Below are 24,519 nucleotides of genomic sequence, written 5' to 3'. Positions count from 1 at the left end.
CCGTTATCGAGCTACGCTATGACAAATCAATGGTTCAATGAACTTGGTTTAGTCAATATTGAACATGTTGTGACAGGGCATGTGTTCAGCACTTACGCTGAATGGAAATGTACATGAGCCGTATACGAGGTCCGTACGTACGGTTCTGTGAGAGGGATGAGGCGGCGACGCCTCACCCTACTCGATGAAGATATGTCAATACGTCAATATTTTGTTGTGAGCTAGAGCTTACTTATGGGCTAAAAGAATACATCGATTTGAAAAATACTAAATAGTGACTTTAATTAAATATTTATGACTAATGGAATACTAGATCATCATGGAGCGTCGACTGTCTTTAGTCACAATTTTGGCGGTATTAATCAGCATTATACTTTCTTGCCTAATATATCGATTATTTTATCAACTAGAGACAGCCAATATACAGCGTGAGTTTGAGCTGCAGGTTGAAATCAAAGCGGGCTTCTTATCTCAAGCGATTGATGTCAATTTGGAGGCACTCCATAGCCTTAAACTTGCGTTTGATAATCAAGGTCAATTGGATCGCATACATTTTTCAGCATTGGCAAGTCAAATTCTTAATCGGCATCATAATATTCAGGCGTTGGAATGGATTCCCCGCGTGGATGGACAGTTACGACAGCAATATGAAATACAGGCAGGCATTGATATCCCAGGGTTTCGTATCACTGAGCGAAATACTCGTGGTGAAATGGTAAGTGCTTCACTGCGTAATGAATACTATCCGGTCTATTACATCGAACCGTTAGCTGGAAATGAAGCGGTAGTGGGTTATGATTTAGGTTCAAATATTCGTCGGCTTGAGGCGATTCATCGTGCACGTGATAGTGGGATGCTACAAATTTCAGAACGGTTGGATCTTGTGCAGACATCATCGTCAACTGCGGGATTATTTATTATGTTTCCTGTCTATACGACAGTTGCCCCTCCTACCATCATGACCCGACGGAAATCCCTGCAAGGCTTTGTGCTTGGTGTGTATCGTTTGAATGATATTTTTAACTCAACGAATCGAACCATAGACGGTAAAAATATGGTTTATCGACTGATTGATACCCATGCCAGTAGTAATAATCGGGTATTGTATATTCAAAATGCGGCTGGCTTAGAAAATGATAGGTGGCAAGTTGGTTACAAGGTGACGCGGACGGTGTTAGATCAAGGTGGAAGAGAGTGGATTATTGAAGCGGTTCCATCAGAGCATTATTTTGCGAGTCGACGTACTCTGTTACCACTGCAAATGTTCATTGTTGGCGTAATTTTGCTTGGGCATGTGCTTTATTATGGCTGTGTTGTTATGCGCCGCAATAGGTTGATGTTAAAAAAGCTGGATGAAAAAAATAAAGCGCTCGATGAGGCGAATAAAAAACTGGAGCGGTTGACGCGTATGGATGCGGTACTTGGTATTGCTAATCGCCGATGTTTTGATGAAACCTTGAAGAAGGAATTCTCTCGTGCCTGTCGAGAGGAAAAACCGCTAGCATTATTGCTTATTGATATCGACAATTTTAAAGCGTTCAATGATACATATGGTCATCAGGCTGGTGATCGTTGCTTAAAACTGGTAGCCAGTGAACTTGCTCGCGTTTTACGGCGCCCGGCAGACATGTTAGCGCGTGTTGGTGGGGAAGAATTTGGCATCATCCTACCCAATACCAAAAATGGTGAAGTCGTTGCGAAACAATGTCGTTTGGCGGTAGAGCGGTTAGGAATTGAGCATGCAGGAGCGGCAGCATCTGCGTTTGTTACGGTATCGATAGGTGTTGCATCGTTAGAATCGGTTGAAGGCCATAGCGTTGAGACGTTGTTTAATTTTGCCGATTCAGTGTTATATCAAGCAAAAAGCGCCGGGAGAAATTCAGTGCGAGTAATTAATGTGCAGCGGCTGAAAACCGCTAGTGTTTGTAATATATGCTGATCTTGGCGAGAGGTGGAGTAAAAAAACGCCTGCAGAAGCAGACGTTTTGTATATAGTGCTTTGTTTAATCGATATTATTTTGCATCAGCGCGAGTGAAAGTCAGGCTATGCTCCGTACCCGTTAGCGTTAGTTGATTACCTGAAACGTTTGCAGCGCTCCAGTTCATGAGTGTTTTGCTCATTACTTGCTCAACCTTCATTTCAGGGCCCTGACATGCCATCATTGTCATGCCCATTTTTTCGATGCGCAATTTGCCTTCGTTAAGCTCCGCTTTGCCAAAGAAGCGGTTACAGCCTGCATTGCCATTGGCGTCAAGATCAGCAGATAGCTGTAGGTTTGGAGCACTTAGCGCATCTTGTGTATCGATAGCTTTGTTATCAATTTTAGTTAGTACCCAATTTTGGCTTACTAGTTCTGATTTATTTACCATGGCGTTTGATCCGCTATCGTTAGATGCACAAGCTGCAAGAAAGGCTGGTAATACTAAAGCTGCAAGATAACGTTTCTTCATTATAATTGATTCCCAAAAATAGAGGTGTCATGTCGTTGCTGAGATCATCACCCTTAGTGAGTTACCAGCAATGTATGACATAATTGTACACTGTTTTTATTGCCACTAGCAATCTACTCAGAACGATAAACTAATGGCAAATTGGCTATAAGATAATACCTTACTGAAAACTAGCCAAGTAATTGTTAACCCTACGTCATTTTTCATTATTAACCGTATGAATATGGACGTCTTGTTGCGGGAATGGGATTGAAATCCCTTCTCGGTCAAATCGCATTTTGACTTCGCGGGTGATATCCCAGTAAACATCCCAATAGTCTTCGGTTTTGACCCAGGGACGAACGATGAAATCGACAGAAGAGGTGTTCAGGGTATGGAGCTTAATTGTGGCTTCCGGTGAGCGAAGCACCATAGGGTGCTCTGTAATAATATCGTGTAATACGCGCTCGGTTTTTTCCACATCATCACTGTAGCCAATACCAAACACCATATCGACGCGGCGCACGCGTTCGTGAGTGATATTCTTGATCGTATCTCCCCAAATTTTGCTGTTTGGTACAATCAATATTTGGTTATCAAAGGTTTTTATGGTGGTACTGACTAAGCTCATGTGACTCACTTTGCCAGATGTGCCTCCTGCTTCAACAAAATCATCGACATCAAAAGGGCGATAGATCAGAAGCATCATCCCAGAGGCAAAGTTAGATAATGTATCTTGAAGTGCAAAACCGATGATCACACCAGCCACACCAAAACCAGTGAGAATAGGGGTGAGATCAAGCCCTATCTGCGAGAGTGCAATAAGCAGTCCGACAGCAAAGACGGCATTCCCCGAGATGGAAATAAAGAAGTCTTTCATTAGCTGCGACATACGCAGAGTCGGGGAGCTGACTGCTTTTGATATCACTCGGCGGGTGATGTTCTTTAGTAATTTAAATATAAAGACAATCAGTAGGAAAATGAAAATTTTAAACAGTGCTTGAGGCGTATTGTCTAACAGCCAATCGCGAACCTCGGTCATCCACGTTGAAAGTATTGATACGATAACCTTAAAGTTAAGCAACTCATTAGTGAGGTTGCCTGTCGATTCGAACAATTGCCGAGTGTAATCAGTTGTATCGATATTCATTTTGTTAGCTAAGTCGACCAAACTTTGTAGTCCATCGATATCGCTACTGACTTGGCGTTGCAGTAAAATAAGTTGCAGTTGTAAGCTTGATTTTTCGCCTTCTGCTGCTGATTTGCTCTGTTTAGCGAGCATGGATTCTTGTTGGCTATTAAAGCTGAGTGTCGCAGATACGAAATCTAATCGATGTTTAATGGTATTGACCAGCTCAGCTTCTTGTTTCTTGTCTGGTACTCCGAGCTGATTAAGCCATTGATAATTAGTCCATTGTTCATTGAGGATACGGTGATAAAACCGAGTTGTTTCATGCATGCTTTTCTGCAGAATGAGTTTTTGTTCTTGGTTTGATTGGTCAAATTTTTGCTGCTGTTTTGTGATGCTATTTGATAGGAAATCATCAGCTTGATTTAAGTATTTTACCTGACCTTTGACAAATTTAATGATGGTTGGGGTGGTGTCGGCGGTACGGTCGCTAATGAGTTTGGCTAATTCATCACGGATGGATTCATTTTTTTTTAACATCTGCATATCGAGGATATTTTTGGCTGTCCCAGTTTGCTCTAGGGACTCTCGATATAACTCACCAAGTTCTTGTTCATATTGTTCTATTTTGTCAAAGTTATTGGGTGTATTTACCGTTTCTTGTTCGGCGAACGTCATTGTTGACCCAAGTAACTCAATGAACAGTAACCCAATGAATAATAACCAACGCATGCAATCGATCTCCTCATCGCGCGATAACTAATACAGTATAGCCAGATGATTTCGGTTTGAATTGGGAAAGGATTTTACCCGGAAAGATCGATATTGGATGTGACGTATATAAAAAAAGGCCCCCTCAAAAGAGGGGGCAATAGTTTCCATCGCTATTATAATTTATGCAAAGAAATCAACCGAAATCACCATTAACATAGCCACGGGTGCGATCGTCGCGTGGGTTGGTAAATAGGGCATGAGTATCATCGTGCTCAACCAATTCGCCCATCAAGAAGAAGGCGGTACGATCTGAGATGCGTCGCGCCTGCTGCATGGAGTGGGTAACGATAACAATGGTGAAGTCTTTCTTTAATGACTCCATGAGGTCTTCAATTTTTTTTGTCGCAATAGGATCAAGTGCCGAGGTTGGTTCATCCATCAGGATCACTTCTGGCTCCATTGCAATGGTACGGGCGATACACAGTCGCTGCTGCTGACCACCGGATAACCCGAAAGCGTGAGATTTCAGGCGATCTTTTACTTCATCCCACAATGCCGCGCCACGAAGGGAGCGCTCTACGACATCATCTAAGATTTTCTTGTCTTTAACCCCTTGAGCGCGAAGGCCATAAGCGATGTTCTCATAGATGCTCATTGGGAATGGGTTCGGCTTTTGGAATACCATGCCTACCTTGATGCGTAGTTGAGCAACATCAATGTTGCCATAGACATTTTCACCATCCATCGACAAGTCGCCATCAATTTTTACGCCTTCAATCAGATCGTTCATACGATTCAGGCAACGAAGCAGGGTTGACTTACCACAGCCTGACGGACCGATAAGCGCAGTAACCTGACGGTTAGGAATGGGTAGGCAAATCTGTTTTAGTGCTTGATTGCTGCCGTAATACAGGTTTAGGTTTTCAATGTTAAATTTATTCATAATTCTCTTTCTCGAAATTAGTAAGTCGCAGTATTGAAGCGGCTAGCAAGCAGTTTGGTTAGTAAGTTAATGCAAAGAACAATCACAATCAGAATGGTGGCGGTTGCATACGCCTGATTCCACTCGTGAATGGTGTAAAGTTCTTGCGTTAGCTTGTACAGGTGAACGGTTAACGTACGGCCAGAGTCAAGCATGCTCTCTGGAATACGGGCAACCATCCCTGCTGTCATGAAAACAGGTGCAGATTCACCAATTACACGACCTACGCTGAGGATTATGGAAGTAACAATACCTGGCATTGCACTGGGTAAAATCAGTCTCCAGATGGTATAGATTTTGGATGCACCTAACCCGTATGAACCTTCACGGTAGGTTTGAGGAACAGCCATTAGCGCTTCTTCCGTGGTACGGATAATAACCGGAAGAATAAGGATACTCAGTGTCAGAGCCCCTGATAAAATAGAGTAGCCAAGGCCAAGAATGACAACGAAAAACGTCATACCGAACAGGCCGTAGATAATCGAAGGAATACCTGCGAGTGATTCAGTACAGAACCGGATCACTTTGACCATTCGGCTGCCTACTTTTGCATATTCCGTGAGATAAATGGCAGTCATGATACCCAACGGAGCAGCAACGGCAATCGAGGCTGCAACCATATACAGGGTGGAGACAATCATTGGCCAGACACCAGACTCTTGTCCGATAGTGGTGTAATTACTGGTAATGTAGTCCCAGTTCACATGAGCCAGACCGTTGCTCAGAATATACCACACGACCCAGAGCAGGAAGCCGACGGTCACTGACGCCGCCGTCCAGATAAAAGTTAGAGCGATTGTATCTTTCAGTTGCTGCTTTTGTGGATTTGTACCTTGTAAAGCCATAGTAATTACCTCGCACGCTCACGGTTTAAGTAAAGAAGTGCGGCATTTAGCATCATAATGAAGACAAGAAGAACGATGCCTGTTGCGTACAGAGCACTGGCGTGGATCCCTGTTGCGTAGGACATCTCAATAGCGATATTTGCGGTTAAAGTTCGAGCTGAATCAAGGATACCTTCTGGCATCGCAGGTGAATTACCCATTACCATAATGATGGCCATTGTTTCACCCAGCGCGCGGGCAACACCCAAAATGACCCCTGTCATGATGCCCGAGCGGGCAGCAGGGACAAGCAGTTTAAAAATAGTGAACATCTGGGAGGCGCCAAGTGCGAAAGATGCTTCCTTATAACTGCGAGGTACTGCACGGATTGACGTTTCCGAAACCGTGATCACGGTAGGCAGAATCATCACGGCTAGCACGATAATGCCTGCTAAAATCGTGTTACCTGCAGGGACTGAGAATACATCCTGAATTAACGGTACGATGATGACGAGGCCAAAGAAACCGTAAACAACCGATGGGATACCCGCGAGTAGTTCAATCATGGGACGAATAATGTTGGCTAAGCGTTTAGGGGCGACTTCGGCGATGAAAATCGCGGTAAGTACACCGACAGGTACACCGATAGTAACGGCACCTGCTGTTGAGACCATTGAGGCCACAATCATCGGCGCAATACCGTAAAGGGCAGGTGGTAACCAGTCAGAGCCAAAAACAATTCCCGTGACACCTGAATGAGCAAAAGCAGCATAGCCTTCACGGAAAATAAAGTAGCCAATAGTGATCAGCGAAAGAATACCAAGTGCTGCACTTGATAAAAATAGATATTTGAAGAACAACTCGCGCCAGTCAATTTTATCTTTGGCTTTTAATGACGCTTTTTTCGTTGGGTTTTGTATATTATTTGCGATGGTCATAGTACTTACTCCAGATATTGGCTAAAAACGTTTTAGCCAAATACCGAGGAATCAATAAACCCGGTCACTACCGCTTGGTAATGACCGGTAAAGAAACAAAAATTACTTAACAGAGATAAAACCTTTATCTGCAACAATTTTTTGACCTTCAGGGCCTTTTACCCATGTCAAGAATTCAAGGGCTGCTTGTGATGGGCGTCCATCTTTGTAGACAACTAAGAATGGGCGTTGTACGCCATAGTCACCTGCTTTAATTGCCTCGACTGAAGGTGTGTGGCTATCGATGGCTAGGGCTTTGACCGAGTTATCTACTGAGCCTAGAGAGATATAGCCAATCGCAAATGGATTGTTAGCAACAATGGTTTTGAGCTGGCCATTACCGCTTGCAACCTGTGCTCGCTGGGAGATAGCCGATACTTTTATACCGTTAATTTTCTTCTTTAGTGACATGATGTCTTCGAACGCACCACGAGTGCCTGATGCAGTATCACGTGTTGCCACAACAATGGGTTTATCGTCACCACCCACTTGTTTCCAGTTAGTTATTTCGCCTTTATAGATCTTAGCGACGTCTTCTTGAGTGAGATCCTGTACGGGGTTGCTGTTGTGCACAACGACAGCAATACCATCACGAGCAATAACAACCTCTTTGATGTTGTCTGCTTTTTCTGATGTTTTCAGATCGCGAGAGCTCATACCTAGATCGCTTGACCCATCATGGGCTGCACGTACACCTGCCGATGATCCTGGTCCTTGCACTTCAATGACAACATTATGCGTTTTACCATAGGTCTCCCCAAGTACTTCCATGATGGGTGATACGGAGCTCGAACCAACAACAGAGATAGTTTCATTAGCCGCGGCGGTATTGAATACCATTGAACCTGCTAGAGCGAGTGCACCAATAACCTGTGTTTTCATTTTCCTAATCCTTCATCAGTGGCTAAATTGCCATTCGGTCTTATCTGTACGAAACAAAGAGTAGGGAAAAAATATGACAGTTATGTTTCAAAAGTTTGAACACTCTATGACGGTTAACATTTATTAACAGGTTGAAGAATTTTTCATCATGACAAGAAATTCATATCATATTGATTAATAGGTTTAATTTTAGACGGGGGTCATGAATCAGCATGATTTGTGGTTAAAACACGGTCAAAATCATCTATCTCCTTAAAAAAGTGACTGTTCAATAGGTGGACTTTTTTGTGATCAAGATCTATATTTGCGCGTTTTATAGATAAAGTAATGTCATGCAAGGATGCAAAAAATTTAAATTCGGGGTCTCACCATGCACTTCTCACTGAAAAACTTATCCATTCGATATCAGGTATTGTTACCTGTGATGTTGATGGTTGTTGTGCTGTTTATTTCGTTACTGACAACGAAGACAGAGCTGGAAACAGAACAAGACATCATTTCAGACAACACAGCGAATCTCGTCACTTATAAAGACACACTGGCGAAGATAGATGATCGTATCTACCCATTACGTATTAGTGCTGTTTACGCGATTTACGATCCAAGTCGGCGTGACGACTTTCTTGCTAATTTAGAGCAGACACAAAAAGATGTGGCGAGTGAAATGCAGTTATTGGAAAAAGAGTCCATTTTCCGTTCACAGGCACAAACAGTGAGTTCGGCGATTAATGCTTATGTTGATTTTTCTAAGCGTGCAACAGAGCAGTTTTATCGTCATGAAAGTGGTGAACTCTCTGATGCTAAATTTAAAGATATCATCGCTCAATACCATAGTGTCGGCATTAAGATGGTCAGTTCAATTAATCAGCTATCACTAGATGTGAATGAATACTCATCAAAGAGTATGGCTGAAAGCCGGATGATGAACGACAAGTTAATGTCGACGGCTACTATTGCGATTATATCAATCTTTGCAGTCGTCATTTTTGTTGCATGGTGGCTTTCTGGTTTGATTGTGAACCCAATAATTAAGCTGCAGAGTGTGATGCGTGAAATTGCGTCTGGTAATCTGACCGTACGAGCAGAACAAGACGGTACTAATGAGTTGGCGCAGTTAAGCGGTAATGTGAACGTCACCGTAGAACAACTCAATCAGACGGTTGACTCATTAATCCGCATCAGTGAAGACGTTGCTGCGGCGGCGACAGAGTTAGCGGCAGTCATGTCTCAGTCAGAAGCTAACGCGCAGACCGAACAAAATGAGATTGATCAGGTTGCCTCTGCGGTTAATGAGCTGTCGAGTACGGCTGATAATGTGAGCGATAATGCAATGGCCGCTGATGAAACGGCAAAGCAGACAGACACGCTTGCACGTCAGGGACTAAGTATTTTTGAAGAGAGCAATGAAGCTAGCCAGCAAATGTCCCGGACATTAACAGATGCGGCAGATGTTGTTACGCGTCTTAAAGATCAGTCAGAGCAAATTAGCAAAGTTATCGAAGTCATCCGAGCTATTTCTGAGCAGACTAACTTATTGGCATTGAATGCGGCCATTGAAGCAGCTCGTGCTGGTGAATCGGGTCGTGGTTTTGCCGTTGTTGCTGATGAAGTACGTATGCTAGCAGCCCGTACTCAATCATCGACTCAGGAAATTCAGGCGATTATTGAAGAGCTTCAGTCACAATCAAATAATGCTAACGACTGTATGCAGGCGAGTTTGGAAATGCTTGACCGTAACCAGTTACTTGCAAGTCAGACTAATGATGCACTTGTCGGGATCACTGAATCTGTACTGCAAATCAGTGATATGAACACACTGGTTGCGACAGCAGCGGAACAACAATCTCAAGTGACCCAAGATATAAACCGAAATGTCACGAATATGTCTGATATTGTCAATCATACTGTTAGCGCAATTACTCAGAGTGCAATGGCAAGTAATGAGCTATCACAATTAGCTGAGCAGCAAAAACAACAGCTGTCTTTCTTTAAGATTTAAGTTAAATCGCAGAGGTTGGCGTTGAAGCTGTAGAGCGACAATAAAAAAACGTTATTCGAAGGGCCTTTGATAAGGCCCTTTTTCATTATCTGAACAAAGAGCAGTATACCTAAGCGCCTCACGATACGGCTTGCTCATCAGTCAATATATTCTCCTTGAAAGGAGTATGTTGATATCGCTTGGGTATATAGTGTTAGTTAATAAAAGAAAGAAGAATAAAAACAATGATGAAAAAAGCCCAGCAGATGGTTGTGTTTAATGCACTGACCAATCAGCAGAGTTTTACGAAAGCGGCTCAGCTACTCGATATTTCGCGTACACAAGTGAGTAAGCAAATTCAGCTACTTGAAGAAAGGCTGGGCGTGCAGCTTGTACAACGTACTACGCGCTCATTCTCGCTTACCGAAGCGGGTGAGCGGTTTGCGGTTCATTGTGCCAATATTGTGTCTGAAATCAACGAGGCAGAGAGTGAGTTGCTGCAAAGTGCCGATAGTATGCAGGGGATCCTGCGCATTGGTAGTGCTCAATCATTTGCCCGTCATCATATCTCACCTTATATTGCTGATTTTCACCAACAGTACCCACAATTAGACGTTGAGATGAGCCTGTTTGATCATCGGGTTGACCTGATAGCAGAGCAGTTGGATTTGTGGATAGGGATGACAGATACCCCGCCGGAAGGTTTTGTCGCGCGACATCTTGCAGATTGCCACTTCGTGCTGGCGGCGAGTCCAGGCTATTTAGCGAAATATGGCATACCTTATCAGCCGGATGAGTTAGCATCACATAACTGCATTATTTATTACAGCCGCGAGCGTAAAGATAACATTTGGAGTTTTCGCAAAGGCGAGAGTAGTGAAGATATCAAAGTGACGGGTAACTATCGGGTCGATTCAGCCGATGCAATCCTTGATGCGACATTAGCAGGTCATGGGGTTGGTTATTTGGCGACGTATTTATTGGACAAAGAGTTTCAGGAAGGGCGGTTAGTACGCTTAATGCCTGACTGGCAATTGTCGCAGTATATGCCGCTATATGCCATTTATCCGCGTTATAAATTTCTCCCACAAAAGGTGCAAGCCTTTATCGATTTCACTTGTGAGCATATTGGCGATCCCGTTTATTGGGACAAGGTATTGCGTTAGACATTGTCACCTATAGTAACAATAGTATCCCGCACTGGAACCAATAAGGGTATTTTGCGTAAATCAGCGGGAAAAGTACGCACAAGCCGCTCGGATGTATGTAAAGTGTAAAAGTGTGTAACAACTTGATCCTTGTCACAGTTTTAAATATGAATAGAATGCCTCCGCAATCGTTTACTAACAACTTTGTGGAGTTTGGCCGTGAATTATCTGGTCAGTGCACTAGGCATTATTACGCTTTTTGCGGTTGCAGTTCTATTCTCAGAAAATCGTCGTGAAATCAATTGGCGAACCGTTGGTGGTGCATTTGCCATTCAGGTTACTTTTGCTGGTTTCATCTTGTATGTTCCGGTAGGACGTGAGCTTCTAAATGGCGTATCAGCAGGTGTTTCAGGCATCATTGATTATGGCCGTATCGGAACCGAATTTTTGTTCGGCAATCTGGCGCAATTCAAGCTGGGCTTCATTTTTGCAGTGAATGTACTGCCAACTATCGTTTTCTTCTCAGCGTTGATCTCTGTGCTTTATTACCTAGGCGTAATGGGCTTCATTGTTAAAAACATTGGTGGCATGCTGCAACGTCTATTAGGTACCACTCGTACTGAGTCAATGTCAGCAACAGCAAATATTTTTGTTGGCTCTGTTGAAGCCCCTCTCGTTGTTCGTCCTTATCTGGCTAAAATGAGCCGTTCTGAGTTATTTGCAGTGATGGTAGGTGGTTTAGCATCTGTTGCTGGTGGTACGCTTGTTGGCTATGCAGGGCTAGGGGTTGATATTAGCTATTTGATCGCTGCTAGTTTTATGTCTGCACCGGCTGGTTTGATGATGGCAAAATTGCTTGTTCCTCAAACAGAGCAGATTGATGAGTCAGATGAACTTGAAGATGATGCCGACGACAAACCAGTAAATATCATTGATGCGGCGACACAAGGCGCACTGAGCGGGTTACAGATTGTTATGGCGGTTGGCGCAAGTTTGCTGGCTATCATCAGCCTCATTGCGATGATCAATGGCGGTCTGGGTCATGTGGGTGATTGGATCGGTATCAAAGACTTTAGTCTGGAAATGATTTTTGGCTATTTGTTTGCGCCTGTCGCTTGGTTAATTGGTGTGCCATGGTCTGAAGCGACAGTTGCTGCAAGCCTGATCGGTAAAAAGATTGCCGTGAACGAGTTTGTTGCTTTTGCAGACCTGATGGCGGTTAAGGATCAGCTAAGTGCCCATTCACAAGCCGTTGTTACATTTGCGCTTTGCGGGTTTGCTAACCTAACTTCAATCGCAATGTTAATGGGTGGATTAGGTGGTGTAGTTCCAAGTCGCCGTCCTGATATTGCTCGCCTAGGTTTTAAAGCCATTTTCGCTGCAACACTTGCGAATCTGATGAGTGCAACTATTGCTGGTGTGTTCTTATCATTCTAAATTTACTTTAGATAAGTAAGAAACATAAAAAAACAGAGTGCATAGCACTCTGTTTTTGTTTGTTGAGGGGTTAACCTCGATGCCAATTATTGGCATGTAACAGCGTATAAGACCTAAGGACAATGTAATTGTAGTGGGGTATTATGCTATTTGCATTCTCATAAGTGATATTTAATGGAAGCTCGCTATGAAATCAGATGTTGATAAACTTTTAACTAGTCACCATCAGCTTGTGCATTCGGAAGGGGTAACGGTAACCTCACATACGCAGCGTATAGACGGTGATTGGGTTCTACATACGCTTATGATTGACGGTGTTGATGTCCCGTTTAAATTTAAACGGCAGAAAAAATATAAAAATTTAGCTGGATCCAAGGTTAACCTTACCTATTACTCAGTGACTGAAATGATTGCGGGGTTTGAGATTGAAATGATGAAGGTCATCAGGGTTAAGCGTTATTAAAAACATTACTCGACTGTGATTTTACAGCGGCTACCGGATGTAAAACGGATATTTCGATAGTAAGCGGTATGTGATTGTTGGCTATCAATATCGAATTCTCCAGCCCAGTTAGAGATAGCATTATCTGTCGCCCATACATTAGCCATGATTCTTAGCTTATTGTCTGCTTGAGAGGGAATAGGTCTTGCTTGTTTGTTCTTAGCTATATAGACCAGTGAACCATCCACATACCATTTGATTGCTTTTTTTGTCCACTTAATACCATAACGATGAAAGTCTTCTGATGCATCAAAATTCAAGTAAATGATACGTTCATTGCTCTGCTTGTAACCGTCATCATTGCTCCAGTAATTGATTTGCAAGACATTGGTGTTATTTCCTAAAAACTCAATATCAATCTCATTGTGTTGCCCATTACCACCGTCAGGGGTGTCATATGGACCCGCAAATAGGAAAAAAGCACTAATGACACCAGATGCGGATACGGGTTTCATTTCAATTTCAAAACAACCATACCCATAATAATCATGGCTGCGTAATTCCCCTGATTGATAATCAAGCGGGTCGCCAGCGATAGGTTGGTGAGACAATGTAATTGCCATACTATCTTTGTTATGTGCAATAGCGTCTCCTTCCCAGCGATTAAAGAAGGGGTAACCGTTACTCCAACCATCTGATTTCCACCACCGTGCATCATTCAAGGACGTGAGTGGGTCGTGAAAACTATTTGCTGCCAAAGCCCCTCCTAAGTGAAAAAAGGAAGACAATGCAAAAAAAGGCAGAAAAATGGGTTTGAAATGCGTCATTGCTCTTTATCCAAATGAGAAATCGATAAAATATTAAAAATAAAAATAGCAGCTGGTCACGAAGATAGTACTTTTTTGCGTTGCAAAATAGAGATTATGCTTGGAATTATTGTTCCTGATGATGAGACGTCTAGAAAATTTTTTCAAAATGCAATTAATGTACAATTATCAAGGGCGCATAGTTTCGATGTTTATACCATAAGGATGCAAGAACGAGGGAGTTGGTGTTAATGTTAAAAGCAGTATTTGGAGCATTGTCTTTGTACAATCCGGTTGGGATCGCTCGAAATGCAAGACTATTATCAATGATTTGTTGACTGAGTTGCTGACTAAATTCATCATCATAAAAAATAACACTGAAACCCTGTGCGACTTTGTTACTGAATATTTGAGGATTTTCAATGGGTTTTCCACCAGGTGCAGTGCTAAGCCAACTTTTTCCGTAGATATAAATATTGTTATATGAAAACCATGGCGATCGGTCCATTGCATCTTCAGCAAATATCCACAGTTTTCTTTCTTGTCTAGACTTGTTTTTATGTAGGTGAAATAAAGGGATTAATTGATCCCACCATGCATTTGTCTGACCAAGCTCAATAGCATTCAACACATAAGGATCTGCGGTAAAATAGGGGAGATTACGATCATCAGTGTAGATTATTGTATTATCAATAATAGTGGAGGAGATATGATCGGGTTGAAATGCATTACTTACGTCAAAGCCAGCCAGCTCTAAACCTTGGGCTGCATATTGTAAGTAGCCTAAGCGACCTTCTTGTCGATAACGCTGATGCTGAGACGTTTTCAGTTCCCCGTAGAGCGTTTTATCTTTAATGATATCAGATAGCTGCCATTTTGTTTTAATTGCTGTAATTTGCGAGATGAATTGAGGCTTATGCCTGGCGGTTATTTCTAACCAGATTAATAAACGGCCAATATCCAGAGCTGACCAGCCATTTCCTTTACTTGATGAGGAACTATAGTTCCCTGATGGTTGAGCGGTATGAGTATCATATTCACGGTTAGGTAACCGTTCATCATAAAGAGGGAGTCGCTCCAATGTATGCAGTGTAAGACGGATTTTTGACGTTGCTTCGATTTCAGTATAAAGACCGATGCCTTCTAACGACAATATGGCGGCCAAGCCACTCGCAACATCCCACATTGTACTGTGATGATAGCCCTGCACTGAATCGATTAAGCCTGTTTGCTGGTTCCAATTTCGGTCGATATAATATTGTGCTTTTTTGGCTAGCAATAATTCATGCCGATTTAGTGGAATGGGTATCGTTGGCATGATGTCGATAGGCTTGGGTGGTAAGGATTGAGTTGCTTTATCTGCTATTGGCTGCGCTATAGCTGCGTGTTGCTTCAGTGGCAGGGTTTTGCTGTTGGATATAGGGAGAGATGGCGAAATTGCCCGTTGGCCATAGAAGCTTGGAGGTACATCGTCACTAATTTCAGGGAATTTGGCTTTATGTTGTGTATTTGCAATGCAGGAAAGAGGGAAGAAAATGGGAAAAAGTAGGCAAAGAAAGAATAGAAAATAGTGATACATCATCCCCATTTCCTCTCCTTAAAATAATGTTAAAAGTAATTAATCATATTCAATAATAATCATTAAGCTATTTTTATTACAGTTAATTGCGTTAATGCAACGATAATTTTTATTTTCACGGTAAAAAGTGACAGAATTCATACTTTTTCAACTTTCTGAATTTTAAATAATTAACATCTAAAATGGCTTTTATTTCGGCATGTTGGTCTATTATTGATGGGTGATTGGTGGCTTACTTGAGGATATCGTGTTGGACAATACACTAAGCCATGCATTAAAAGCATGCAAAAAGGATTTAGCTTACGTTGTATTTTTTAGTTTAGCTGTGAATTTTTTGGTGTTAACACTGCCTATTTACAGCCTACAGCTTTTTGATCGAGTTTTAAGTAGCGCGAGTGTAGATACGTTGTTGGGGCTCTTCATTGTCGCTTGCGGCTTAATTACTGCACAGGCAGTGATCGAACATGTCCGGACATTATTACTGCAGCGTTCAGGGTTGAAATTAGATGTTTCAGTCAGTTCTCAATTAATCGCTGAAAGTATACGACTTTCGTCGAAACAGAATCGTATAGAAAAACAAGGGTTGCAAGATCTGGCAGAGCTACGACGCTTTCTCGTTACACCCTCGACTGCTGCCATCTTTGATATTCCATGGCTGCCGATTTTTCTTGGGATTCTATTCATGCTTCATCCTTACATAGGGCTAGTAGCACTGATTGGCAGCCTGATTTTTTGTGTTCTTTCATTTTTGATGTTGCAGGCAGCGAAATCGCCCAGCGAGGAAACCCAAAGGTTAAGTACCAAAACCAATATGGAGTTGAATGACTTTCTTCGAAACGCACCGACTCTGCGTGCAATGGGTATGGCTGATAGTGTTGGTATCCTATGGAATAAGCGAAATTTACGATTACTCGCCATGCAGTGGAAATTGAACGCGAAGACGGGTCAGTTACTTGCTGTCAGCCGATACTTCAGGTCGTTGCTGCAAGTTATCATTGTAACCGTTGGGGTGGTGTTAGTTCTTCAGAATCAGTTAGGTGCAGGGGCAATTATCGCTAGTTCAATTATCATGTCGCGTGTGTTATCACCTTTCGAACAGGCAGTGAGTGGATGGAAAATTTGGTTTAGCGCGTATAAGGCCTATCAAAGGTTAAAATCTTATAATAATAGGCCGTTGGTCATGATGAGAACTGAATTATCCGAACCCCGAGGTGAATTATTGTTGCATAATGTTGGGCTTAAATTTGAGCATCATCAGCAACCTATTTTGCAAAATATTAGTTTTAAACTTGGCATTGGCAATGCGTTGGCTATCATGGGGAACAGTGGTTCTGGAAAATCCACATTAGCAGCATTAATTATGGGTATACACAAGCCAAGCATAGGAGCAATAAAAATAGATGGTGCATCAATTGATTTATGGCCTGAGGAGCAATTTGGAAAGTATATTGGTTATTTACCTCAAGAAGTCGGTTTACTCGCGGGTACGGTAGCTGAAAATATTTGTCGTTTCTCTGAGGCGCCTGCGAAAGAGATTGTTCATGCGGCGCGATTAGCCTGTATTCACGAACTTATTATATCGTTACCACAAGGGTATGATACGTATTTAGGTGAGGGTGGGGTTCAGCTTTCAGGCGGACAAAAACAGCGCATTGGATTAGCTAGAGCGATATTTTCAAATCCTAGCCTGTTAGTACTTGATGAGCCTAATTCAAATCTTGATCCTGAAGGTGAAGTCGCTTTAGCGATAGTCTTACAGTACTGTAAAGAGAATAAGATCACTGTTGTCATGATCAGCCATCGGCCTGGTTTTTTGCGTCAGATGGATTGGGTTATTGTATTGAAGGATGGCAAAATAGAAAAAGCGGGTACATGTGATAAATTTTTAGGCGCTATGTCGGAAGTGGATGCATCCGGTAATATTGGGTCTGACACATTATTAAAGACAACGCAGCAGTCATCAGAAGGAGCAAAACATGGATAAGGCTCAATTTGATACGCATAATATTATTATATTCGGATGTATATTTATTCTTGTTACCGTTGGAGGATTTATTACATGGGCTTGTACTGTAACATTGAGTGCTGCATCAATTGCTCAAGGTACAATTATTGTTGAATCGCAGCGAAAGAAAGTCCAGCATTTGCAAGGTGGATGGGTAAAATCCATTTATGTAAAAGAAGGGCAGCATGTAGAATCCGGTGATATTTTACTTCAATTATCAAATAGTAAGGCAGAATCTGATTTTAGGCGTTTGAAACTTCGTTCAATTTCATTGCAGGCACAGCATGAACGTATTAGAGCAGAATTGGATGGTATAGAAATTGTTGACTGGGCGACATTCAGTAAAAGTATAGCCGAAAATACAGAACAACAAGAAGTTAATACAATTGTCAGTGCGCAACAGATTCAATTTCAGCAATATTTATTACGAAAAGAGCTAAGAGACGGACAGTATCAACAGCAAAATTTGTTGTTGGATGAACAACTGAGAGGCACTCGTTTTCAGTTGAAAGCGATCAAGCGACAGTTGAATCTAGTTACTCAAGAAATAAAGATGACAAGTGGATTGTTAGATAAAGGCTTTGTTTCAAAAACTAAAATGTTAGAGCTTCAGCGACATCATGCTGCCATTGAAGCGCAAGCCGCTGCATTACGTGCAGATTCTGAAGTACTAATGGGGCGATTAAATGCATTAGACCAAGAACATAAAACAGAGGTAATAGAAAAAAAACAAAAATTATCCAATGAATTAGCGAATATTGATAAGGAATGGCGTGATGTGAATGAGTCATTAAAATCAGCACAAGATATAAAAGAACGAGTGACAATTCGTAGTGAACATTCAGGTGTTGTCGTTGGGTTAAATGTTCATAGTGTTGGTGGTGTGATCAATGCAGGGGATGTCATTCTTGAAATTGTTCCTGATAGTGATGAACTTATCGTAGAAGCGTTGGTAAAACCTGAAGATATCGATGTTGTTCATGATGGATTAGAAGCAAAAGTGAGACTAAGTGCCTATAACGTTAGACGTACACCACTAGTAACAGGTGAAGTTATTTATGTCGCTGCAGATAGACTTCAGTTACCATCTAAAAATCAGCCTACAGGGTATATGGTAAAAGTGAGATTAGACAAAAATGAGGTTTCATTATTAGAGGGGATTGAACTTTACCCTGGTATGCCTGCAGAGGTTTTTATTCTATTAGAAGATAGAACATTATGGGACTATTTTACTGCACCATTGTTTAATTCATATTATAGAGCATTTCGTGAATCTTGATTCATTACAACCTATGGAGGCTGAGTAATGGAGATTAATATATATTTTTGGTTTGTGTTCTATCTTGTTTTTTTTATTTTGTCGGCGTCGATAGGGTATCGTAAAGGGAGTTTTATTGCTGGATTGTTATTAGGTTATGTGCTTGGTCCAATCGGTGCGCTAATGATGTACTTTAGCAAAGATAAAAAACATATCATATGTCCATCGTGTGAAAACACCATTCATCATCAGTCATATTATTGTCCGAAATGTAAATCAAAAGTCCGTCAGACATTGTACAAATTAGGGTGTGATGATGACAAATAAAATAAAACATAGTCGAGGATTCGAGAAGGAAAAAAGAGATTCTTCAATGCAGTGGAATTCTAGAATTGTCATTGGATTAGTTTTGATTATATTGGTTCAGTTGATTTATGTTTATGAGAAACAATCTCAGTATAAAACGGTAATAAAAACGTATAAAGAGAATGCTATAAACCAAACTAACCTAATAAAAAGTCTTGAAGAGGACTTGATATTCAGTGATGAGAAATATAATGAAGCAATTTTAATTGCTAATGATAAAAATGAATCTTTTATAGAAATGAATGAAAAAGTTAATCAGTTATCAATTAAGATTGTGGATACTGAGAATCTCCTTCGTAAAGAAAAAATAAAATTTAATAATTTTGTAAATCGTTATCATAAAGAGTTGTCACAAGAATTATTGGTAGAGAGAAATAAACTATCAGAGAAGATGGAATTGTACGATGCAGAACTTATTAAGCTGCATGTAAAAGAAGCTGATCTTAATAAAAAAATAGATGATGTGAATAGTTTCAAGATGAAGCGCGATGAATTTGATAAGCTTTATTCTAGTTCAATGTTAGTCGCTCAAAATGAAGAAAGAATAAATATGCTTATGGGGCAGTTTAATCAGCTCCGTGTTGACTTAAATGTGATTAATGTATGTGATAAGGACTATATTCATCGTTATAATGAAGCTAAAAGCATATTGAGTCATATTAGAACATTTATTCAGAAGTATAAAATGAATAACGAATTTTATTATTATGTTATTTCAAATGATAGTGTAATTAACGAACAGAATAGAAGACTATGCATTACAGAATAAATGTCGTGTATTAGTATCATGTTTTATAAAAAATAAACCCTAGTGACATACTAGGGTTTATTATTTGTAGGGTACTTACTTATTGCTAACTAGAGATCTGCGCCGTTGAAACTGATATGATCACTATCATTATCACTCCATACTGTGACTTGACTACCTTCATTATTGGTAAAGAAATAACCATGAAGCGATGTAGTATCAATATTACTGGCTTCGTAGGCCTCGCGTAGGTCTGCTGACATTTCAGGCGATTCATTGGCCATCTGCCAACCGAAACCTTCGAGATCCAGTTTACCCGCACCAGTACAGACAAATTGTCCGTTACTGTTTTCTGCCGTATGGTTTGCGAGTATTTTATCTAGGCCAACCTTTAATTCTGCATCTGTTGCATTAATAACGATAGCCTCTATCTCCTGGAATGCAGTAGCGGTCATGTCGATGATCTGCCCGTCTGATCCATTGCCAATTTGAAGGGTATCGAAGCCGGATCCACCACTATAGAGTACAGTTGCACCATCACTGCCAGTGATATCATCAGTGTCAAATATGAGGATATCATCCCCAGCACCTGCGAATAATTGATCAACACCGCTACCACCATCGAGGAGGTCATTACCACTTTGGCCGAATAAAAGATCGCTGCCAGAACCGCCGCTTAGATTATCGTTACCGATACCGCCATCAAGATTGTCATCATGATTGCCACCACTAAGGATATCATTGCCGTCAGCCCCACTTAGTGTATCGCTTCCTGAGCCTCCATATAACCGATCGTTGCCATCAGCCCCAAAAAGGGTGTCGTTGCCGCTATCGCCATAGAGTTTGTCGTCGCCTAGTTCGCCAAAGAGAGTATCATCATTACCACCGCCGCGGAGGGTGTCGTTACCTTCGCCACCATAGAGGGTATCATTACCACTATCACCCTTCAGTAGGTCATTGCCTGACTCGCCAAGCAGTATATCGTTACCTTCGCCACCATAGAGTGAATCATTATCTAATCCACCTTCAAGGATATCATCCCCAGATTCACCATAAAGTTTATCTGAACCTGATCCACCAGTTATATTATCATTGCCACTACCAGCTTTAATGGTATCGTTCCCGTTATCTCCTGATAAGTTATCTGAACCTGCTCCTGATATGATGGTGTCATTACCCATCCCCCCCTCAATGAAGTTATAACCGTCACCGGCAGTGATTGAATCGTTACCTTCGCCACCTTGAATGGTGTTATTGCCGTGATTGGTATTGATGGAATCATCGCCACTCCCACCATTAATGATGTTATCCCCGTCACCAGCAAGGATGGTGTCGTTGCCTTCACCGCCTTGGATCTCATCGTTTCCAGCAAAGGTTTCAATTTTATCGTTGCCAAGTCCACCTTCAACGGTGTCTTTATCTATACCACCATAAATGGTGTCGGATCCTGAGCCACCGAGCAGGGTATTCGTGCCTGAATTACCGTGGAGTTCGTCATCACCCTCTCCACCTGCAAGGGTATCATCACCGTCACCAGCAAAAAGCTTATCGTTGCCCTCATCGCCAGATAGTGAATCATTACCATCACCACCAAGCAGAACATCATCACCGGCTGCACCTGATAGTGTATCGTTGTCTGCCCCCCCATCAATAAGATCGCTACCCGCACCACCATTTAAATTATCATTTCCGGAGGCCCCATAGAGTGTATCGGACCCACTACCTGCGATAGCTGTATCATTTCCTGTTCCACCGAAGAGCGTGTTGTTACCGTCGCCAAGCTCAATGGTATTATTACCACTCTCACCATAGACGGTATCATCACCCTCTCCAGCAGTTATATTATCGTTTCCGTCACCAGCATAAAGTGTATTGTCACCACCACCTCCAGATATGGTGTCATTGTCATCGCCGCCGTATAAGGTATCTGCCGCATTACTACCAATGATAGTATCGTCACCTTCACCGCCGTAAATTTGATGGCTCCCTGTTACAGCGGCAGTGAGAGTATCGTTACCGGCCTCACCTAATATGGTATCTGAGCCATCATCTGTAATTTGATCATCACCGTCACCACCTGCGAGGTAATCAGCACCAGCGCCACCAATTAGCGTATCATTACCAGCACCACCAAAAACGATATCATCCCCATCGCCCGCATTTACCAGATCTTGCCCTTCGCCTGCGTATAAGGTATCAGCGCCGCTCCCACCAGTAATGGAATCATTATCTTCTCCACCATAAAGTGTATCTGCTGCGTCCCCTCCAATCAGAGTATCGTCACCTTCACCACCATAAATTTGATGGCTTCCTGTTGCAGCAGCAGTGAGGGTATCATTGCCAGCCTCACCGAGTAGAATGTCAGATCCATCATCTGTGATTTGATCATCGCCACCGCCTCCTGCCAGGAAGTCTGCACCAGCACCGCCAATTAAAATATCGTTACCCGCACCACCAAATAGAGCATCATCGCCATCGCCACCGTCAATGATATCGTTACCGACACCTGCATCAATATGATCAGCACCACTACCAGTATTAACAATATCGTCGCCAGATCCTGAATAGACTTGATCATTACCTGCTCCGGTTGTGACAGTATCGGCATCTATACCACCATATACCATGTCGTCGCCGTCACCGGCATCAATGGTATTTAATCCGGCGTCACCGAAGATGGTATCGTTGCCAGCACCAGCATGGATGGTATCATTGCCTTCACCGGCAAAGAGAGTATCGGCACCTGCATTAGAGGTAAGAGTGTCATTGCCACTCCCGCCACTAAGAAGATCGTCTTCATCACCACTTAATAATGTGTCATTGCCGCTACCCCCATAAAGATTTGAGGCATTCTCACCGGAATCAATGGTGTCATTGCCGTCTTCACCGAATAGCTGATTATTCCCGGAGACACCCGTTATAACGTCATCACCCACACCGGCATATATGTGGTCATTGCCAGCCCCGGCATCCAGAATGTCATTACCAGCCCCTGCAAATACAGTATCGTCACCAGAGCCGGCTTGGATATTGTCATGATCAATGCCGGAAAAAATAAGATCATCACCGGTACCAACGATGACGGTATTGTTTCCATCACCCGCATATAGGGTGTTGTTACCTGAAAGGGCGTGAATAGTATCATCACCGGATTCTGCATAGACCGTGTCATGGCCCGTTCCTGTAGTAATTTGGTTATCACCGCTACCTGCAAACACCGTATCATCACCATTGCCTAAGTCGATAATGTCACTGCCTGAGTCAGCATAAACGGTATCGTTTCCAGCCCCGGCACTAATTGTGTTATTACCTGTTTCACCAAAAATAGTATCGTGACCCTCACCACCATCGATTACATCATCGCCATCTCCGGCGTAGATAAAGTCATCACCACCACCTGCTGTGATGTGATCATCACCTTCATTGGCATGAAGATGATCATTTCCCTCACCGCCATTAAGGCTATCAATACCTCCGCCGCCAAAGAGTGTGTCATGTCCAGTCCCACCAGTCAGTGTGTCGTTACCCACACCACCGTAGACAACATCATCACCGGCACCACCGTCAAGTATGTCGTCGCCGTGTTCACCGAAAACCTGATCATTTCCGTCACCACCCGAAACATTGTCGTTATCGTCACCACCGAGGAGTAAATCGTCATCAGTGCCCCCATCAATAGCATCGTTGCCTGCTCCTCCCATGATGAAGTCGTTACCTGCATCACCGATGAGATTGTCATTACCCGCATCACCGTGGATTTCATCGACACCTTCTCCACCACTGACGGTATCTTGACCTAGGCCACCGAACAGTTTGTCATCACCAGTGCCACCGGAAAGATTATCATTTCCATCATCACCAATTAAAATATCAGAGCCAGCACCACCGATCAGGGTATCGTTACCTAATTCACCGAGTAATATGTCATCACCATCACCACCATAGAGGGTGTCATTACCATCGCTTCCCAATAAGGTGTCAGAGCCACTATCGCCATAGAGTAAGTCACTGCCATTACCACCAATAAGGATATCGTCACCGCTTCCCCCATGTAGCGCATCATTGTTAATGTCACCATCGAGAAAGTCGTTGCCTTCGCCTCCGTAGAGACTGTCATCACCCTGCTGGCCAAAGAGAGTGTCGTCACCTTCGCCTCCCGTAATGGTGTCATCATAGATATTGTTAGCGACGATGCTTACACTTTGAATATCGTTAATAGGGGCATTATTCGCTTCAACGAGTTGAAACGAAATTTCATCATTACCACTGAATTGATCTCGACTATAGGTATAATCAAGGGAAATAGAGCCATCCATGTTAATAGTGGCAGGAACCGTATCGACGATATTCCCTGTGGTATCGATAAGCTCTACCATGACAGCGTCATAAGTTGCAGTAGTGATAAATTTGGCATTGATAGAGCCACTGTTATCGACTAGGTAATGACCAAGCCTGGCACTATGGCTAACATTTTCAGTTTCTTCGGCTGGGGCTGTGTATTCGTATACTGACTGTGTGTTACCCCAAGTATCTCCAGAAGACGGTTCGGCAGGAGGGGCTTCGTTATATTGAAGATCACCGAAGATAGTGTCTGCCCCGCCATTACCAGCTAATGTATCGCTGCCTTCACCACCGACAACAAAATCATCGCCTCCTTGCGCCTCAACGTCATCACTACCGGATAACACATTAATGTCATCATCGTTCTCGGTGCCAATGACGCTATCGTTGTTTTTTGTTCCTTCCATATCAAACCTCGCCTGATGGTCGCATTATACTCACTTAGTTTTATATGCATGAGATATGCCAAAGTG

General features: G+C 42.5%; 17 protein-coding genes. 8 read left to right on the top strand and 9 right to left on the bottom strand.

Annotated elements, in window-relative coordinates; genetic code table 11:
- Positions 1 to 319 precede the first annotated feature (319 nt).
- Positions 320 to 1,939 (top strand): CHASE domain-containing protein, encoded by a 1,620-nt coding sequence (locus tag L4D12_RS05140; RefSeq protein ID WP_428446747.1) that lies wholly within the window; start codon positions 320 to 322, stop codon positions 1,937 to 1,939.
- A 74-nt stretch (positions 1,940 to 2,013) separates the two neighbouring features.
- Here L4D12_RS05140 and L4D12_RS05135 read toward each other — a convergent pair whose 3' ends face one another.
- The 6 genes from L4D12_RS05135 to L4D12_RS05110 all read right to left on the bottom strand — a co-directional run bounded on the left by L4D12_RS05135 (position 2,014) and on the right by L4D12_RS05110 (position 7,938).
- Complete coding sequence (locus tag L4D12_RS05135) at positions 2,014 to 2,451, bottom strand: META domain-containing protein (protein ID WP_428446746.1); 438 nt, start codon at positions 2,449 to 2,451, stop codon at positions 2,014 to 2,016.
- 196 nt (positions 2,452 to 2,647) lie between these two features.
- The gene (locus L4D12_RS05130) at positions 2,648 to 4,291 is read right to left on the bottom strand and encodes a mechanosensitive ion channel family protein (protein ID WP_428446745.1); all 1,644 of its coding nucleotides are present in this window, start codon (positions 4,289 to 4,291) and stop codon (positions 2,648 to 2,650) included.
- 175 nt (positions 4,292 to 4,466) lie between these two features.
- On the bottom strand, positions 4,467 to 5,216 hold the full coding sequence (pstB, locus tag L4D12_RS05125) for a phosphate ABC transporter ATP-binding protein PstB (protein ID WP_428446744.1): 750 nt from the start codon (positions 5,214 to 5,216) through the stop codon (positions 4,467 to 4,469).
- A gap of 17 nt (positions 5,217 to 5,233) precedes the next feature.
- Positions 5,234 to 6,100, bottom strand: coding sequence for a phosphate ABC transporter permease PstA (gene pstA / locus L4D12_RS05120; RefSeq protein WP_428446743.1), 867 nt, complete (start codon positions 6,098 to 6,100; stop codon positions 5,234 to 5,236).
- Between the two features lie 5 nt (positions 6,101 to 6,105).
- Positions 6,106 to 7,017 (bottom strand): phosphate ABC transporter permease subunit PstC, encoded by a 912-nt coding sequence (gene pstC / locus L4D12_RS05115; protein WP_428446742.1) that lies wholly within the window; start codon positions 7,015 to 7,017, stop codon positions 6,106 to 6,108.
- Between the two features lie 102 nt (positions 7,018 to 7,119).
- Complete coding sequence (locus L4D12_RS05110) at positions 7,120 to 7,938, bottom strand: phosphate ABC transporter substrate-binding protein (RefSeq protein WP_428446741.1); 819 nt, start codon at positions 7,936 to 7,938, stop codon at positions 7,120 to 7,122.
- Positions 7,939 to 8,308: 370 nt separating this feature from the next.
- On the opposite strand from L4D12_RS05110, the gene L4D12_RS05105 reads away from it, so the two are divergent.
- The 4 genes from L4D12_RS05105 (at position 8,309) to L4D12_RS05090 (ending at position 12,964) form a co-directional block, all read left to right on the top strand.
- A complete protein-coding gene (locus L4D12_RS05105; RefSeq protein WP_428446740.1) occupies positions 8,309 to 9,937 on the top strand; it encodes a methyl-accepting chemotaxis protein in 1,629 nt (542 codons plus the stop codon).
- Between the two features lie 224 nt (positions 9,938 to 10,161).
- Positions 10,162 to 11,082 carry a LysR family transcriptional regulator gene (locus L4D12_RS05100; protein ID WP_428446739.1) on the top strand — a complete coding sequence of 307 codons (921 nt, stop codon included), beginning with the start codon at positions 10,162 to 10,164 and terminating at the stop codon, positions 11,080 to 11,082.
- 201 nt (positions 11,083 to 11,283) lie between these two features.
- Positions 11,284 to 12,501, top strand: a complete 1,218-nt coding sequence (locus tag L4D12_RS05095) for a NupC/NupG family nucleoside CNT transporter (protein ID WP_428446738.1) — start codon at positions 11,284 to 11,286, stop codon at positions 12,499 to 12,501.
- A gap of 187 nt (positions 12,502 to 12,688) precedes the next feature.
- Complete coding sequence (locus L4D12_RS05090) at positions 12,689 to 12,964, top strand: hypothetical protein (RefSeq protein WP_428446737.1); 276 nt, start codon at positions 12,689 to 12,691, stop codon at positions 12,962 to 12,964.
- Positions 12,965 to 12,969: 5 nt separating this feature from the next.
- Here the strand turns inward: L4D12_RS05090 and L4D12_RS05085 are convergent, their stop codons facing one another.
- Together L4D12_RS05085 and L4D12_RS05080 are read right to left on the bottom strand one after the other, a co-directional pair.
- Positions 12,970 to 13,701 carry a family 16 glycosylhydrolase gene (locus L4D12_RS05085; protein WP_428446736.1) on the bottom strand — a complete coding sequence of 244 codons (732 nt, stop codon included), beginning with the start codon at positions 13,699 to 13,701 and terminating at the stop codon, positions 12,970 to 12,972.
- A 223-nt stretch (positions 13,702 to 13,924) separates the two neighbouring features.
- Positions 13,925 to 15,337 carry a DUF3131 domain-containing protein gene (locus L4D12_RS05080; protein WP_428446735.1) on the bottom strand — a complete coding sequence of 471 codons (1,413 nt, stop codon included), beginning with the start codon at positions 15,335 to 15,337 and terminating at the stop codon, positions 13,925 to 13,927.
- A gap of 238 nt (positions 15,338 to 15,575) precedes the next feature.
- Between L4D12_RS05080 and L4D12_RS05075 the strand changes: the two genes are divergently transcribed.
- From L4D12_RS05075 to L4D12_RS05065, 3 genes are all read left to right on the top strand, one after another.
- Complete coding sequence (locus L4D12_RS05075; RefSeq protein WP_428446734.1) at positions 15,576 to 17,312, top strand: type I secretion system permease/ATPase; 1,737 nt, start codon at positions 15,576 to 15,578, stop codon at positions 17,310 to 17,312.
- Positions 17,305 to 18,612 carry an HlyD family type I secretion periplasmic adaptor subunit gene (locus L4D12_RS05070; RefSeq protein WP_428446733.1) on the top strand — a complete coding sequence of 436 codons (1,308 nt, stop codon included), beginning with the start codon at positions 17,305 to 17,307 and terminating at the stop codon, positions 18,610 to 18,612. The genes L4D12_RS05075 and L4D12_RS05070 overlap by 8 nt, the downstream gene beginning before the upstream one ends.
- Positions 18,613 to 18,964: 352 nt before the next feature.
- Entirely contained in the window at positions 18,965 to 19,726 is a 762-nt protein-coding gene (locus tag L4D12_RS05065; protein ID WP_428446732.1) for a hypothetical protein, read from the top strand.
- Positions 19,727 to 19,815: 89 nt separating this feature from the next.
- Here L4D12_RS05065 and L4D12_RS05060 read toward each other — a convergent pair whose 3' ends face one another.
- Complete coding sequence (locus L4D12_RS05060; protein WP_428446731.1) at positions 19,816 to 24,453, bottom strand: beta strand repeat-containing protein; 4,638 nt, start codon at positions 24,451 to 24,453, stop codon at positions 19,816 to 19,818.
- Between the last annotated feature and the right edge of the window lie 66 nt (positions 24,454 to 24,519).

Source organism: Photobacterium nomapromontoriensis (genome assembly GCF_050336815.1).
In the GTDB taxonomy this organism is placed as follows: Bacteria; Pseudomonadota; Gammaproteobacteria; order Enterobacterales; family Vibrionaceae; genus Photobacterium; species Photobacterium nomapromontoriensis.
Note: the sequence above shows the minus strand (reverse complement) of the source record. Positions and strands in the feature narration are given on the sequence as shown.